This is a genomic window from Kitasatospora sp. MAA19 (assembly GCF_029894125.1).
Classification (GTDB): domain Bacteria; phylum Actinomycetota; class Actinomycetes; order Streptomycetales; family Streptomycetaceae; genus Kitasatospora.
On sequence record NZ_JARXYZ010000005.1, the window covers coordinates 171,710 to 186,598 of the forward strand.

Below are 14,889 nucleotides of genomic sequence, written 5' to 3' on the forward strand. Positions count from 1 at the left end.
TCGTACGAACTACCCGCGCTGCGCCCGGTTGACGGCGCTGATGATCGCCTTCAGCGAGGCCAGCACGGTGTTGCCGTCGATCCCGACGCCCCACAGCACCTTGCCGTCCACCGCGCACTCGACGTACGCGGCGGCCTGGGCGTCGCCGCCCTCGCTCAGCGCGTGCTCCGCGTAGTCCAGGACCCGGACGTCCACGTCGATCCGGGCCAGCGCGTCCGCGAAGGCGGAGACCGGGCCGTTGCCGACACCGGTCAGGGTCACCGGTACGGAGTCGACCATCGCGCCGGCGATCAGCGCGTCCCGGCCGTCCTCGGTGGTCAGGGTGCGCGAACCGCTCAGCGAGATCCGGCCCCACGGGTTGTCGGGGGTCGGCAGGTACTCGTCCTCGAAGACCCGCCAGATCTCGGCCGGGGTGACCTCGCCGCCCTCGGCGTCGGTCTTGGCCTGGATGATCCGGGAGAACTCGATCTGCATCCGGCGCGGCAGGTCCAGCTTGTGGTCGTTCTTCAGGACGTACGCCACACCGCCCTTGCCGGACTGGCTGTTGACCCGGATGACCGCCTCGTAGGTGCGGCCGACGTCCTTCGGGTCGATCGGCAGGTACGGCACGCCCCAGGTGTGCTCCTCGACCGGGACGCCCGCGGCCCTGGCGTCCGCCTCCAGGGCGTCGAAGCCCTTCTTGATGGCGTCCTGGTGCGAGCCGGAGAAGGAGGTGTACACCAGGTCGCCGGCGTACGGGTGGCGCGGGTGCACCTCCATCTGGTTGCAGTACTCGGCGGTGCGGCGCACCTCGTCGATGTCGGAGAAGTCGATCTGCGGGTCGATGCCCTGCGAGAACAGGTTCATCCCCAGGGTCACCAGGTCGACGTTGCCGGTTCGCTCGCCCTGGCCGAACAGGCAGCCCTCGATGCGGTCGGCACCCGCCATGTAGGCCAGCTCGGCGGAGGCGACGGCGGTGCCGCGGTCGTTGTGCGGGTGCACCGACAGGCAGACGAACTCGCGGCGGGACAGGTTGCGCGACATCCACTCGAACTGGTCGGCCTGCACGTTCGGGGTGGCCCGCTCGATGGTGGCCGGCAGGTTCAGGATGATCTCGCGGCCCTCGCCCGGCTGCCAGACGTCCATGACCGCCTCGCAGACCTCCAGCGCGAAGTCCAGCTCGGTGTCCACGAAGATCTCCGGCGAGTACTGGTAGCCGAAGACGGTGTCCTCGCCCAGCAGCTTCTCGGCGTACTCCATCACCAGCCGGGTGCCCTCGGTGGCGATCGCCCTGGTGGCGGCCCGGTCGTTGCGGAACACCACCCGGCGGAACAGCGGCGCGGTCGCGTTGTACAGGTGGACGGTCGCGCGGGGGGCGCCGACCAGCGACTCGACGGTCTTCTCGATCAGCTCCTCGCGGGCCTGCGTCAGGACCGAGATGGTGACGTCCTCGGGGATCGCCCCCTCCTCGATCAGCGACCGTACGAAGGCGTGGTCGGTGGCGCCGGAGGACGGGAAGCCGACCTCGATCTCCTTGTAGCCCATCGCGACCAGCAGGTCGAACATCTTGCGCTTGCGGGCCGGGGACATCGGGTCGATCAGCGCCTGGTTGCCGTCCCGCAGGTCGGTGGAGAGCCAGCGCGGCGCCTTGGTGATCACCCTGCTCGGCCAGGTGCGGTCCGGCAGGTCGACGGTGTCGAACGGCAGGTAGCGCCCGTGCCGCATGCCGGAGGGCTGCTGGCGCACGGAGGCGGCGGTGATCGGGGTGGGACGGTCGACGAAGGCGCGACCGGCGGGGATGGACGCGGCGGAGCTCTGCTCGGTCATGGAATGACTCTCGGCTTCCTGTGATGCGTGGTGCGGGGCGGGTCGGGAAAGGTCACCGACTGGCCGGCCAGCTGCCGCTGGCGATCCTCCGTCGGATCGCCGGATGACGCGCGCAGCTCGATCCCCGCGGCGAGGGAGCCGGCCCCGTGGACTACAGGCCCTCGACGCGGCAGCTAAGCAGAAGCAGCCCGTTGCGCATGATGGCCCCAGCGTAACCCAGGGCCGCGCGCCCCCGAAGTGATCCGGGCCACCGTTCCACCCCTTGAGACACCGACCGGTCATGCCAAGGGTGGTGACAACCGGTCATCGAGGCCTCACCCTGGGCCACATGACTGCAGCAGTACCGCTCTGTGCGATCGTCCCGCCGTACGTCCTGGACCGCCTCGCCGAGGCCGGTCACGAGCCCGCCGTCCGCTCCCTCGCGCTCGACACCGCGCACCGCGCGGCCCGCCTCACCGCTCCCCCGCCCACCGGCGGCCACCCGGCCCCCAGCCGGGTGATCGCCGACGACGGCCACAGCCAGCGGCTGCCCGGCCGCACCGTCCGCACCGAGGGCCAGGCCCCGGTCTCCGACCAGTCCGTCAACCACGCCTACGACGGCCTCGGCGCCACCTTCGCGCTGTACGCCGACGTCTACGGCCGCCGCTCGATCGACGACCAGGGGCTGCGCCTGGACGCCACCGTCCACTACGGCCAGGACTACGACAACGCCTTCTGGAACGGCCAGCGGATGGTCTTCGGCGACGGCGACGGCCAGATCTTCGGCGACTTCACCGCCTGCATCGACGTCATCGGCCACGAACTCACCCACGGCGTCACCCAGTTCACCGCCGGGCTGCAGTACCAGGACCAGCCCGGCGCGCTCAACGAGTCGGTCTCCGACGTCTTCGGCTCGCTGGTCAAGCAGTACGCGCTGCACCAGGACTCCGCCGACGCCGACTGGCTGATCGGCGCCGGACTGCTCGCCCCCGGCGTCCAGGGCGTGGCGCTGCGCTCGCTGAAGGCCCCCGGCACCGCCTACGACGACCCCCAGCTCGGCAAGGACCCGCAGCCCGCGCACATGCGGGACTACGTGAACACCGCCGACGACAACGGCGGCGTGCACATCAACTCCGGCATCCCCAACCACGCGTTCTACCTGCTGGCCACCGCCCTCGGCGGCCCGGCCTGGGAGCGCGCCGGGCGGATCTGGTACGACGCGCTGACCGGGCGCCGGCTGCCCGCCGACGCCGACTTCACCGCCTTCGCCCGGGCCACGGTGGCCGCCGCCAAGGCCCGCTACCCCGACCAGACCTCGGTGGCGGACACGGTGACGGCGTCCTGGGCGCAGGTGGGCGTCAGCCCCGGCTGACGCCCACCGTGCCGATCGGCCTTAAGGTCACGGTCCGGGAAAAGCCCGGCAAACCCCCTCCCCGGGTAGCACCATGGACACCATGCGTATCCAGGTGACCCGGACCGGCGGCCTCGCGGGGATCGTCCGCCATGCGGAACTCGACACCGTCGACCGCACGGACGCCCCGCACGTCCACGCGCTCGCCCGCGAGGCCGTCGCGGGCGGGCTGCGGGCCCCCTCGTACGGGGTGCCGGACGGCTTCCACTACGAGATCACCGTCGACGGCCGGACGGTGTACTGCGCCGACCCGAAGCTCACCGACCCGCAGCGCGAACTGGTGTCGCTGGTGCTGCGCGAGGGCGCGTAGCACCCACCGCTCGTAGCACCCACCGCGCACAGCACCCCGGTACCGGAACACCGGGACACGGCGAAGGCCCGCCCAACCGGGCGGGCCTCCACGGGGAGCCCGGGCTCAGAACCCGAGCTTGCGCAGCTGCTTCGGGTCGCGCTGCCAGTCCTTGGCCACCTTGACGTGCAGGTCCAGGTAGACCGGCGTGCCGAGCAGCGCCTCGATGTGCTTGCGGGCGGTGGTGCCGACGTGCTTGAGCCGCGCGCCCTTGGCGCCGATCACGATCGCCTTCTGGCTCTGCCGCTCGATGTAGACGTTGGCGTGGATGTCCAGCAGCGGGCGGTCCGCCGGGCGGCCCTCACGCGGGAGCATCTCCTCGACCACGACGGCCAGCGAGTGCGGCAGCTCGTCCCGCACGCCCTCCAGCGCGGCCTCGCGGATCAGCTCCGCGACCATGATCTGCTCGGGCTCGTCGGTCAGGTCGCCGTCCGGGTAGAGCGGCATGCCCTCCGGCAGCAGCTTGGTGATCAGGTCGGCGACCAGCTCCACCTGCTTGTCCCCGACCGCCGAGACCGGGATGATCTCGGCCCACTCGATGCCCAGCTCCTCGCCGAGCTGGTGGACGGCGATCAGCTGCTCGGCGAGCCGCTTGGAGTCGACCAGGTCGGTCTTGGTGACGATGGCGACCTTGGGGGTCTTCTTGATCTCGGCGAGTTCCTTGGCGATGAACTTGTCACCGGGGCCGAGCTTCTGGTCGGCGGGCAGGCAGAAGCCGATCACGTCGACCTCGGCCCAGGTGCTGCGGACCAGGTCGTTGAGGCGCTCGCCGAGCAGGGTGCGCGGCTTGTGCAGTCCGGGGGTGTCGACCAGGACGAGCTGGGAGTCCGGGCGGTGCACGATGCCGCGCACGGTGTGCCGGGTGGTCTGCGGGCGGTCGGAGGTGATCGCGACCTTCGTCCCCACCAGAGCGTTGGTCAGGGTCGACTTGCCCGCGTTGGGTCGGCCGACGAAGCACGCGAAGCCGGAGCGGTACGAGGAGGAAGGGGCACTCATGTGCTCCATTCTCCCTGATCACCAGAGCCGCGCCGTCCGGCCCCGCCCGCACGGCCCGATCAGCCCTTGCGGCCGCCCCGCGCGACCAGCGACATCACCACCAGGACGACCAGGAAGGCGACCGAGCCCCAGAGCCAGTACGGCGAGCCGGTCTCCTGCCACTTGCCCATCCCCATCACGAACAACAGCAGCCCGGCGAAGAACGCCACCGCCCCCATGTGCCCAGCCCCCTCACCGGGTTCACTCCCCCGGTGAGATTATCTGCCAAGCCCGCGCAGGTGTTCGCCGGGTCGCCGCCGTCGCCCGACCCAACGGGCCCCAGCGGGGCCCCGGCGGGGCCTCAGCGGGCCTCGGTCGCCACCCGCAGCGTCCCGTCCACCCCGGCCAGCAGCACGGGCGTCCCGACCCCGCCGAGGTCCCGGACGGCCGCCAGGTCGGCCTCGGCCGGCTGCTCCGCCTCGCTCACCACGGCGGCCGCCTCCAGCGAGTTCGCACCGCTGGCCACCGCCATCGCCACCGCCGTCTGCAGCGCGCTGAGGCGCAGCGACTCCAGCGCGACCGTCCCGGCCACGTACGTCCGGCCGGTCTCGTCACGCACCGCGGCCCCCTCGGCGACGCCGTTGCGGGCGCGGGCCGAGCGGGCCAGGGTGATGATCTTCTTGTCTTCGGGGTCGAGCTCGACGATGTCACTCATGCCGCCGAGCATAGGCGGCCCCCGCGGCGGCTCAGTGGCCGACCGGGTGGGTCGGACCCGGGTTCGGCTTGAGGACCTTGACGAAGGTCTTCGGCCCGGACGGCCGCGCCCCCTCGTGCTCCGTGCGCTCGCGCCAGAACGGGTTGTCGTGCGGCAGGTGGCTGCTCACCCGGCCGTACATCCCGAAGGTCGTCAGGACCACTCCGAAGATGAACGCGAACAGCACGTTCGACATCCGGAAGTTCAGGATGTTGGCGTCCGGCCGCCCGAGCACCACCAGACCGTAGAAGCCGGACAGCACGAACAGCAGGCCGACCACCATGTTCAGGTCGGACGCGACGTTCCCGCCGATCACCGCCCCCGCCACCAGGATCGCGCCCACCACGATGGACAGGATGCTCAGCGCCCCGTTGGTCGACAGCCCGGCGATCCGGTCACCGTGCGTGGCGAGGAAGCCTGGTTCGCCGGCGAGTCCCAGGCACCCGAACACGATCAGGAAGATCCCCCCGAGCCCCGCCCCGATCCGCCACACCGTGACGAGGCGGGTGTTGACGGGCAGTTCGTCGTGCAGCTTCATGGCAACCTCCACCATGGCGTGGCTGACCTGCTGGCCTAGCTGTAGGGGTGGCTCCCCTGCATGTGCGGCACCTCGTGCATGTAGAGCGAACCGCACTGCTGGCAGCAGCGCAGCCCGGTGCCCCACTCCTGCTCGGGCCGCGTCTCGGCGTCGTCGGCCATGCTGCGGCCGCAGAGCGCCATCGCGGGGTCGGACTCGCGTACCACGTGCCAGACCCTGACCCCGCCGGTCGCCCCCTGCGGGCCGTACTCCGCGCGAAGTTGATGCGTCATGCTGTCCATGGTCGCCCCGCGACGGCGCGACCGCTACTCGCCGGGCTCCGTCCCGGCGTCGGCGGCCTTGCGGACCGGGGTCGCGACCATCGAGCCGATCCGGTTGCGGCGCCCGGCCGAGGACTCGGCGGTCAGCAGGATGCCGGTCAGCCCGGTGGCGGCGGGCTCGGGCAGCGGGATCTCGCAGGACGAGCCGGGGATCGGCACCCGGCCGAGGTGCTTGGCCAGCAGGCCGCCGACGGTCTCGACGTCCTCGTCCTCCAGCTCGATGCCGAACAGCTCGCCCAGGTCCTCCACCAGCAGTCGGGCGGTGATCCGGTACGAGCCGTCGCCGAGGTCCTCGATCGGCGCGATCTCCCGGTCGTACTCGTCGGTGATCTCGCCGACGATCTCCTCCAGGACGTCCTCGATGGTGACCAGGCCGGCCGTGCCGCCGTACTCGTCGATCACGATCGCCACGTGCGAGCGGCGTTGCTGCATCTCGCGCAGCAGGTCGCCGGCCGGCTTGGAGTCCGGCACGAAGACGGCCGGGCGCATCACCGCGCCGACCTCCTCGGACTCCGCCTCCCGGTTGATGTGGGTGCGCCGGACCAGGTCCTTCAGGTAGACGATGCCGACCACGTCGTCCTCGTTGTCCCCGACCACCGGGATCCGCGAGAAGCCCGAGCGCAGCGCCAGGGTGAGCGCCTGCCGGACGGTCTTGTGCCGCTCGATCATCACCAGGTCGGTGCGCGGCACCATCACCTCGCGGACGATGGTGTCGCCCAGCTCGAAGACCGAGTGCACCATCCGGCGCTCCTCGTCCTCGATCAGGTCGTCCTTCTCGGCGAGGTCGACCAGCGCCCGCAGCTCGGCCTCGGAGGCGAACGGCCCCTCCCGGTAGCCCTTGCCCGGGGTCAGCGCGTTGCCGAGCAGGATCAGCAGCCGCGGGATCGGGCCGAGCACCGCGGCCAGCGGCAGCAGCACGAAGGAGGCGGCGGTCGCGGTGGTGAGCGGGTGCTGGCGTCCGATCGTGCGCGGCGAGACCCCCACCGCGACGAAGGACACCAGCACCATCACGCCGAACGCCAGCAGCACGGCCTGCCAGGTCGGCTCGACGTTGCGCACGCACACCACGGTGACCAGGACGGCCGCCGCCATCTCGCTGGCCACCCGGATCAGGGTCGCCAGGTTGAGGTAGCGGATCGGGTCGGAGGCGACGGTCAGCAGCCGCGCCGAGCCGCGCCGCCCGGCCCGTACGGCCTCCTCCGCCCGGAACCGGGAGACCCGGGAGATGCCCGCCTCGGCGCACGCGGCGAGCCAGCCGAGGACGACGAGCAGCACGGCACCGAGGATGAAGCTCGTACTTTCACCACTCACAGGGGTTCGGGCTCCGCGCTCAGTGGGTGGTGGGGGCCGGGGAGATGCCGCCGAGGCCGCGGCCCGCCCGCCAGTCGTCCAGGATCCGCTTCTGGAGGGCGAACATCTCCTCCTCCTCCTCGGGCTCCTCGTGGTCGTAGCCGAGGACGTGCAGCACCCCGTGGACGGTGAGCAGCTGGAGCTCCTCGTCCATCGAGTGCTTGGAGGGGGCCGCCTTGCCCTGCTGCTCGGCGACCTCCGGGCAGAGCACGATGTCGCCGAGCAGGCCCTGCGGCAGCTCCTCGCCCTCCTTGCCGGGACGCAGCTCGTCCATCGGGAAGGACATCACGTCGGTGGGTCCGGGGAGGTCCATCCACTGGATGTGCAGCTCCTCCATCGCCGCTCCGTCCACCAGGATCACGGACAGTTCGGACTGCGGGTGGATCCGCATCTTGTCCAGGGCGAAGCGGGCGACGTCGAGGATGGCTTCCTCGTCAGCGTCCCAACCGGACTCGTTGGCGATGTCGATCGACATGACGGGCTGGTTACTCAGCTTTCGGTGCGATGGGACTGTCGGGGTGCGCGGGCCGCGGTCGTCTTGCCGCCGCGCCGCTGGGCCGGCTTGCGGGCGGCCTGCGGAGTGGTCTCCTCGGCCTCCTGCTGGGCGTCCCAGCGCTCGTACGCGTCCACGATCCGGCCGACCAGCTTGTGGCGGACCACGTCGGTGCTGGTGAGGACGGAGAAGTGGATGTCGGGCACGTCGGCCAGGATCTCCTGGACGACCTTGAGGCCGCTGCGGGTGCCGCTCGGGAGGTCGATCTGGGTGGTGTCACCCGTGACGACCACCCGGGAGTTGAACCCGAGGCGGGTGAGGAACATCTTGATCTGCTCGGGCGAGGTGTTCTGGGCCTCGTCCAGGATGATGAAGGCGTCGTTGAGGGTGCGGCCGCGCATGTACGCGAGCGGCGCGACCTCGATGGTGCCGGCCGCCATCAGGCGCGGGATGGAGTCCGGGTCCATCATGTCGTGCAGCGCGTCGTAGAGCGGGCGCAGGTACGGGTCGATCTTCTCGTAGAGGGTGCCGGGCAGGAAGCCCAGCCGCTCCCCGGCCTCGACCGCCGGGCGGGTCAGGATGATCCGGTTGACCTCCTTGGCCTGCAGGGCCTGGACGGCCTTGGCCATCGCGAGGTAGGTCTTGCCGGTGCCGGCCGGGCCGAGGCCGAAGGTGATGGTGTGCTTGTCGATCGCGTCGACGTAGCGCTGCTGGTTGAGCGTCTTGGGGCGGATCGTGCGGCCCCGGTTGGACAGGATGTTCGCGGTGAACACCTGGGACGGCGCCGGGCTGTCCGGGTCCTCCACGGCGCTCCGGAGCATGGCGATGGAGCGCTCCACGGAGTCCTCCGTCAGGGGTTGGCCGGTGCGCAGCACCAGCATCATCTCGGTGAAGAGCCGCTGCACGAGGGCGACCTCGGCGCGCGCTCCGGTGGCGGTCACCTCGTTGCCGCGGACGTGGATGTCGGCGGCGGGGAACCCCTGCTCGATCACGCGCAGCAGCGAGTCCGCCGTGCCGAGGAGGGTGACCATCGGGTGCTTCTCGGGGATGACGATCCGGGCGCTGACGCGGCCGTCGTCGGCCGGCTCGGGGCGTGACCGGCCGTTCGTACGGGTCTGCGATGTGTCACTCATAGGTCGGCGCTGGGGCCTGCCTCATCCCATCCGTGGTGTCGTGTGCCGATCGGTCTCTCCGGGGCACCAGGGTACGCCGCGCACGTGATCGCCGCGGCGGGCGGCGGGGCCGCACCCGACGATGCTGCGGCAGATCGGGGGACGGCGCGAGCCCTTTTCACGGGGTGTGCGCCGGGTTCACGGCTGGCGCCGGGCGGGGACGGGCACCCGGGCGAGGTCCTCGGCGAGCACCAGCTCCCCGTCGAAGTGCTTGCGGGCGTCGGCCAGGTGCTGGCCGAGGTCCGGGTAGCGCTGGGAGAAGTGGGTCAGCACCAGGGTGCGCACCCCGGCCTCGGCGGCGGCCTTGGCGGCCTGCCCGGCGGTGAGGTGGCCGTGGTCCTCGGCGAGGCGGACGTCGGCGTCGGTGAAGGTCGACTCGACGACCAGCAGGTCGGCGCCCTCGGCGAGTTCGTGCACGCCGTCGCAGAGCCGGGTGTCCATCACGAAGGCGAACCGCTGGCCCGGCCGGGGCTCGCTGACCTCCTCCAGGGTGACCCGCCGGCCGTCCGCCTCGATCGCGCCCTCGTGCTGCAGCCGGCCGACCGCGGGGCCGAAGACGCCGAGCGCGGCGAGCCGTTCGGGCACCAGGCGGCGGCCGTCGGGCTCGGACAGCCGGTAGCCGAAGGACTCCACGGGGTGGGAGAGCCGCACGGCGTCCAGCGCGAAGCGGGCGCCGGGCGCGGGCAGCGGGCCCGGCTCGTCGATCGGCCGGGGTCGCAGCACGGCCGTCTCGTGGTACGCGGTGGCGTTCCGCAGCCGCTCGAAGTAGACCTCGCCGGAGGCCGGGAAGTAGACGTCCACCGGGTGCGGGACGCGGTCCAGGTTGATCCGCTGGATCACCCCGGCGAGGCCCAGGCAGTGGTCGCCGTGGAAGTGCGTCACGGCGATCCTGGTGATCTGGGTGGCCGAGACCCCGGCGTGCAGCATCTGCCGCTGGGTGCCCTCGCCGGGGTCGAACAGCAGGCCCTCGCCGTCCCAGCGGAGCAGGTAGCCGTTGTGGTTGCGGTGCCGGGTGGGCACCTGGCTGGCGGTGCCGAGGACGACGAGTTCGCGCTGTGACACGTCGGGTTCAGACCATGCTCTCGGTCATCGGCTTGCCGCCGAGCACGTGGACGTGGGCGTGGAAGATCGTCTGACCGGCGCCGGCGCCGGTGTTGAGAATCAGCCGGTAGTCCTCCAGGCCCTCGTCCTTGGCCACCGCGCCCGCCTCGGCGAGGAGTTCACCGGCGATCTCCGGCTCCGCGGCGGCCAGCGCGGCGGCATTCGGGTAGTGGACGTGCGGGATGACCAGGACGTGCACCGGGGCCTTGGGAGCGATGTCGCGGAAGGCGAGGATGCGCTCGGTCTTGCGCACCACGGTCGCCGGGATCTCGCCCGCCACGATCTTGCAGAACAGGCAATCGGGCTGCGGCTCGCCGGCCATCGGCTTCTCCTCGGGTTGTGTCGTGGGCCGTACGGCGGCAGCCTAGCCGAGCCGCCCGACCGCCTGCTGATACTCCGGCAGCCGCTCGCGGCGGACCGGGCGCATCCCGACCACGGCCCGCATCCTCCGCGCCGCCCGGAGTGGGAAGTCGGCCCGCCCGACCTCCCACTCCGGGCCCGGTCCCCGGCCTACTCCCCGGCCTGCTCCCCGGCCTGCTCCCCGGGCACCGGCGGGGCCGTCCGGGACGGGGTCCCGGCGAGCGCGGCGAGGGCGATCCGGACGCCCTCGGCCAGCTGCGGGTCCTCCCCCGCCGCCCACTGGTGCGGGGCGAACGGCACCTCGACGTCCGGGTCGACGCCGTGGTTCTCCACGCCCCAGCCGTAGTTCTCCACCCAGAACGCGTACTTGGGCTGGGTCACCAGGGTGCCGTCGACCAGCCGGTACTGGCTGTCGATGCCGATCACCCCGCCCCAGGTGCGGGTGCCGACCACCGGGCCCAGCCCCAGCGCCTGGATGGCGGCGTTGACGATGTCGCCGTCCGAGCCGGAGAACTCGTTGGCGAGCGCGACGAGCGGCCCGCGCGGGGCGTCACCGGGGTAGGGCATCGGGCTGGCGACGCCGCGGGCGACGCCCCAGCCGATGATCCGGCGGGCCAGCTTCTCGATCACCAGCTGCGAGGTGTGGCCGCCGCGGTTCTCCCGGATGTCGACGACCACGCCCTCCTTGGCCATCTCCGAGCGCAGGTCGCGGTGGATCTGGGCCCAGCCGGTGGTCTGCATGTCGGGGACGTGCAGGTAGCCGAGCCGCCCGGCGGACAGCTCGCGCACGGCGGCCCGCCGCCCGGCCACCCAGTCGTGGTAGCGCAGCGGCTCCTCGTCGGAGAGCGGGACGACCACCGGGTGGCGCTGGTCGGTGCCGTCCTTGCCGGCCACGGTCAGCTCGACCGGCTGCCCGGCGGTGCCGGCCAGCAGCGGCGCCGGGCCGGTGACCGGGTCCACCGGGCGGCCGTTGACGGCCAGGACCGCGTCGCCCGGGCGGATCGCGACGCCGGGCGCGGCCAGCGGCGAGCGGGCCCGGGGGTCGGAGGACTCGCCGGGCAGGATCCGGGCGATCCGCCACCGGTCGCCGTCCTTGGCGAGGTCGGCGCCGAGCAGGCCCTGGCGCCGTGCGGGTTCGGTGTGCAGGCCGTACGGCAGCACGTAGGCGTGCGAGGTGCCGAGTTCGCCGTGCACCTCCCAGAGCAGGTCGACCAGGTCGTCGTGCGAGCCGACCCGCTCCACCAGCGGCCGGTAGCGGTCCAGGACGCCCTCCCAGTCGACGCCGCCGAGGTCGGCGCGCCAGAAGTTGTCCCGCATCAGGCGGCCGTTCTCGGCGTACATCTGGCGCCACTCGGCGGCCGGGTCGACGGTGACCCGCAGCCGGGCCAGGTCGACGGTCACCTCGTCCTCCTCGCCGCTCGCCTTGTGGTCGGCGGGGACGATCCGCAGTTCGCCCTCGTCCAGCACCGCCACCCGGGCGCCGTCCCCGCTGACCGCGAACTCGTCGACGCCCTGCACGAGTTGCTCGACGCGACGCTTCTTCAGGTCGTACCGCTCCAGCGCCGGCCGGGGCCGCTCCTCGTCCAGCGAGGCCGCCTCGTCGCCGAGTTCGCCGAGCAGCGGGGCCCTGGTCCACAGGACGCCGTCCTTGGCGGCCCGCAGCGAGTCGAAGCGGCCGCCCTCGACCGGGAACGGCACGATCCGGTCGGCGATGCCGTCCAGGTCGACCCTGGTCACCGGCGGGGCGTCGGCGGCGGCCTCCTCGCCGTCCGCCTTCTTGCCGCGCGGCTCGTCCTCCTCCCCGCCGAGCGGGCGCCCGGCCCGCTGCGGCCCGAACGGGGACGGCGTGTCGGCGGCCAGCGTGATCAGGTACGGGCGGCAGCCGTTCGGGAACGACAGGTCGAAGACGTGCGCGTCGTAGACCGGGTCGAAGTTGCGCACCGACAGGAACGCCAGGTACCGGCCGTCCGCGGTGAAGGCCGGCGAGGTGTCGATGAAGCGCTGCTGGGTGGCCTCGCCGACCGTCCGGGTGGCCAGGTTGGCCAGCACGATCTGGCGCAGCGAGAAGGGGCCCAGGCCCGCCACCGGGCTCGACCACGCCAGCCAGGCCGAGTCCGGGCTGAAGGCCAGCCCGCTGACCTCGCCGTCGGCGCTGCGGGCCAGCTCGTGCACGGTGCCGTCGGCGAGCGCGACCAGCAGCACCCGGCCGTCGTGCACACCGAGCGCCGCCTGCTTGCCGTCCGGGGACACCACCAGGGAGTTGACCCGACCGAGCCGGCCGGCCGCCAGCCGGCGGCGCTCGGCGCCCTGCACGGCGGGCGCGAACTCCAGGGCGTCCTCGCCCTCGGCGTCGGACACCCAGAGCACGCCCTGGGCGCCGTCCTCGCCCGGCACCACCCGGGCGAGGCGCCCGCGCACACCCGGCGTCTCGTCCAGCACCCGGGCCGGGCCCTCGCGGTGGGTCAGCCAGTGCACCCCGCCGCGCACCACCACCGCGCTCGCCCGGCCGGTGCGGTCGGGGGCGACGGACTCCAGCCAGTGCGCGGCGTACACCGGGCGGGGCCGGCGGCCGCTGCGCGGGCCGGCCAGCCGGACGTCCAGCCGGCGCGGCTCGGCGCCCTGCGCCAGGCTCTCCAGCAGCCACAGGTCGCCGGCCCGGTGGAAGACCACCCGGGTGCCGTCGGTGGTGGCGTTGCGGGCGTAGAAACCCTCCGGGCAAGTGGTGTGGCGGCGCAGGTCGGAGCCGTCCGGGAGGCTGGAGTACAGCTCGCCGACGCCCTCGTGGTCGGACAGGAAGGCGATCCGGTCCCCCACCCACAGCGGCGAGGAGAGCTGGCCGTCCAGGTCCTCGTGCACCCGCGCGAACTCGTCCCGGCCGATCCACAGCTTGCCCGCCCGGCCGCCCCGGTAGCGCTTCCACCAGGCCGGCTCGCGGTTGTTGACGGTGCCCAGCAGCACCCTGGCGCCGTGCGGCTCGAAGGCGAGCCCGCCGACCGGTCCGTACGGCAGCCGTACCGGCTCGCCACCGTCCAGCGGCACCGCGTGCGCCCAGGTGCGGCGCAGGGTGGCCTCGCCGGCGGTGGTGGTGGCGATCGGGCGGCCGTCGGCCGTCCAGCCCTGCAGCTGAGTCTGGTCGCTGCCCCAGTGGGTGAGCCGGCGGGACGGGCCGCCGTCCACCGGCACCACGTGCACCTCGGGCGCGCCGTCCCGGGCGGAGGTGAAGGCGATGTGCCGCCCGTCCGGGGCGAACCGGGGGTGGTGGACCGGCAGGTGATCGGCCGTCAGCCGCCAGGCCCGGCCGCCGTCCAGCGGGGCCAGCCAGACGTCGTTCTCGGCGACGAAGGTGACCAGGTCGCCGTGCAGATGGGGGTGGCGCAGATAGGCGCCCGCGGAGGTGCTCAGGGGTTCCGTCACGCGGTCAGCGTAGGCACCCACGCACACCGCGCGGGCCGATTTTCGCGGACTCCCGCCCCGACCGGAGCCCGCTACGACCAGCGGCCGGTACGGCCCAGCAGCAGCGCGCCGGCGGCCACCCCGGCGGTGGAGGTGCGCAGCACCGACGGGCCCAGCCGGTACGGCTTCGCGCCCGCCTCGGAGAAGGCGGCCAGCTCCTCCGGGGAGACACCGCCCTCCGGGCCGACCACCAGCACCACGTCCCCGCCCTCGGGCAGCGCGGCCAGCGCCAGCGGCTCGGCGCCCTCCTCGTGCAGCACGGCGGCGAACGCCGCCCCCGCCAGGACCGGCGCCAGCTGCCGGGTGGTCACCGGCTCGCGCACCTCGGGGAAGCGCAGCCGGCGGGACTGCTTGCCGGCCTCCCGGGCGGTGGCCCGCCACTTGGCGAGCGCCTTGGCGCCCCGGTCGCCCTTCCACTGCGTGATGCAGCGCGAGGCGGCCCACGGGATCACCACGTCCACGCCGACCTCGGTCATGGTCTCCACCGCGAGCTCGCCGCGGTCGCCCTTGGGCAGCGCCTGGACGACGACGATCCGCGGCGCCGGCTCGGGCTCCCGGCGCACGGCCGCCACCGTGACGTCGACCGCGTCCTTGCCGAGCACCTCGGCGACCGTCCCGTCCACCCCGAGGCCCAGCCCGTCGGCCAGGGTCACCGCCTCGCCCGCCGTCAGCCGCTTCACCGCGGCCGCGTGCCGCCCCTCCGGCCCGTCGAGGCGCACCACGGAACCGGGTGCGGCGGCGGCGATCCGCTCGGTCTCGACGACGAAGACGGGGGCGGTCATGCGGGGAACCTCCGGTGGTGGGAGCGGATCGGGAACGCGAAAGGGG

At 72.9% G+C, this 14,889-nt stretch carries 15 protein-coding genes; 2 read left to right on the forward strand and 13 right to left on the reverse strand.

Features of this window, described 5'->3' with window-relative positions:
* Positions 1–9 precede the first annotated feature (9 nt).
* Complete coding sequence (gene leuA, locus P3T27_RS11050; protein WP_280676984.1) at positions 10–1,806, reverse strand: 2-isopropylmalate synthase; 1,797 nt, start codon at positions 1,804–1,806, stop codon at positions 10–12.
* A gap of 328 nt (positions 1,807–2,134) precedes the next feature.
* Here leuA and P3T27_RS11055 point away from each other — a divergent pair, with 328 nt between their 5' ends.
* Both P3T27_RS11055 and P3T27_RS11060 read left to right on the forward strand, forming a co-directional pair.
* Positions 2,135–3,157 carry a M4 family metallopeptidase gene (locus P3T27_RS11055; RefSeq protein WP_280676986.1) on the forward strand — a complete coding sequence of 341 codons (1,023 nt, stop codon included), beginning with the start codon at positions 2,135–2,137 and terminating at the stop codon, positions 3,155–3,157.
* A gap of 82 nt (positions 3,158–3,239) precedes the next feature.
* Positions 3,240–3,506, forward strand: coding sequence for a protealysin inhibitor emfourin (locus tag P3T27_RS11060; protein WP_280676988.1), 267 nt, complete (start codon positions 3,240–3,242; stop codon positions 3,504–3,506).
* Positions 3,507–3,611: 105 nt separating this feature from the next.
* Here the strand turns inward: P3T27_RS11060 and era are convergent, their stop codons facing one another.
* From era to P3T27_RS11120, 12 genes are all read right to left on the reverse strand, one after another.
* Positions 3,612–4,541, reverse strand: coding sequence for a GTPase Era (era, locus tag P3T27_RS11065; RefSeq protein WP_280676990.1), 930 nt, complete (start codon positions 4,539–4,541; stop codon positions 3,612–3,614).
* Positions 4,542–4,600: 59 nt separating this feature from the next.
* A complete protein-coding gene (locus P3T27_RS11070; RefSeq protein WP_280676992.1) occupies positions 4,601–4,759 on the reverse strand; it encodes a hypothetical protein in 159 nt (52 codons plus the stop codon).
* A 122-nt stretch (positions 4,760–4,881) separates the two neighbouring features.
* Positions 4,882–5,235 (reverse strand): cytidine deaminase, encoded by a 354-nt coding sequence (locus P3T27_RS11075; protein ID WP_280676994.1) that lies wholly within the window; start codon positions 5,233–5,235, stop codon positions 4,882–4,884.
* A gap of 31 nt (positions 5,236–5,266) precedes the next feature.
* Positions 5,267–5,812, reverse strand: a complete 546-nt coding sequence (locus tag P3T27_RS11080) for a DUF4383 domain-containing protein (RefSeq protein WP_280676996.1) — start codon at positions 5,810–5,812, stop codon at positions 5,267–5,269.
* A gap of 35 nt (positions 5,813–5,847) precedes the next feature.
* Positions 5,848–6,084, reverse strand: a complete 237-nt coding sequence (locus P3T27_RS11085) for a hypothetical protein (protein WP_280676998.1) — start codon at positions 6,082–6,084, stop codon at positions 5,848–5,850.
* A 33-nt stretch (positions 6,085–6,117) separates the two neighbouring features.
* A complete protein-coding gene (locus P3T27_RS11090) occupies positions 6,118–7,443 on the reverse strand; it encodes a hemolysin family protein (RefSeq protein ID WP_280677000.1) in 1,326 nt (441 codons plus the stop codon).
* 19 nt (positions 7,444–7,462) lie between these two features.
* Positions 7,463–7,957, reverse strand: coding sequence for an rRNA maturation RNase YbeY (ybeY, locus tag P3T27_RS11095; RefSeq protein WP_030061268.1), 495 nt, complete (start codon positions 7,955–7,957; stop codon positions 7,463–7,465).
* Positions 7,958–7,971: 14 nt separating this feature from the next.
* A complete protein-coding gene (locus P3T27_RS11100; protein WP_280677232.1) occupies positions 7,972–9,006 on the reverse strand; it encodes a PhoH family protein in 1,035 nt (344 codons plus the stop codon).
* A gap of 279 nt (positions 9,007–9,285) precedes the next feature.
* Positions 9,286–10,209: a ribonuclease Z gene (locus tag P3T27_RS11105; RefSeq protein ID WP_280677005.1), complete on the reverse strand. Its 924-nt coding sequence runs from the start codon at positions 10,207–10,209 to the stop codon at positions 9,286–9,288.
* 7 nt (positions 10,210–10,216) lie between these two features.
* The gene (locus P3T27_RS11110) at positions 10,217–10,570 is read right to left on the reverse strand and encodes a histidine triad nucleotide-binding protein (protein WP_280677007.1); all 354 of its coding nucleotides are present in this window, start codon (positions 10,568–10,570) and stop codon (positions 10,217–10,219) included.
* Between the two features lie 188 nt (positions 10,571–10,758).
* A complete protein-coding gene (locus tag P3T27_RS11115; RefSeq protein WP_280677009.1) occupies positions 10,759–14,022 on the reverse strand; it encodes a S41 family peptidase in 3,264 nt (1,087 codons plus the stop codon).
* Between the two features lie 71 nt (positions 14,023–14,093).
* Positions 14,094–14,843 carry a 16S rRNA (uracil(1498)-N(3))-methyltransferase gene (locus P3T27_RS11120; RefSeq protein ID WP_280677011.1) on the reverse strand — a complete coding sequence of 250 codons (750 nt, stop codon included), beginning with the start codon at positions 14,841–14,843 and terminating at the stop codon, positions 14,094–14,096.
* Positions 14,844–14,889 lie beyond the last annotated feature (46 nt).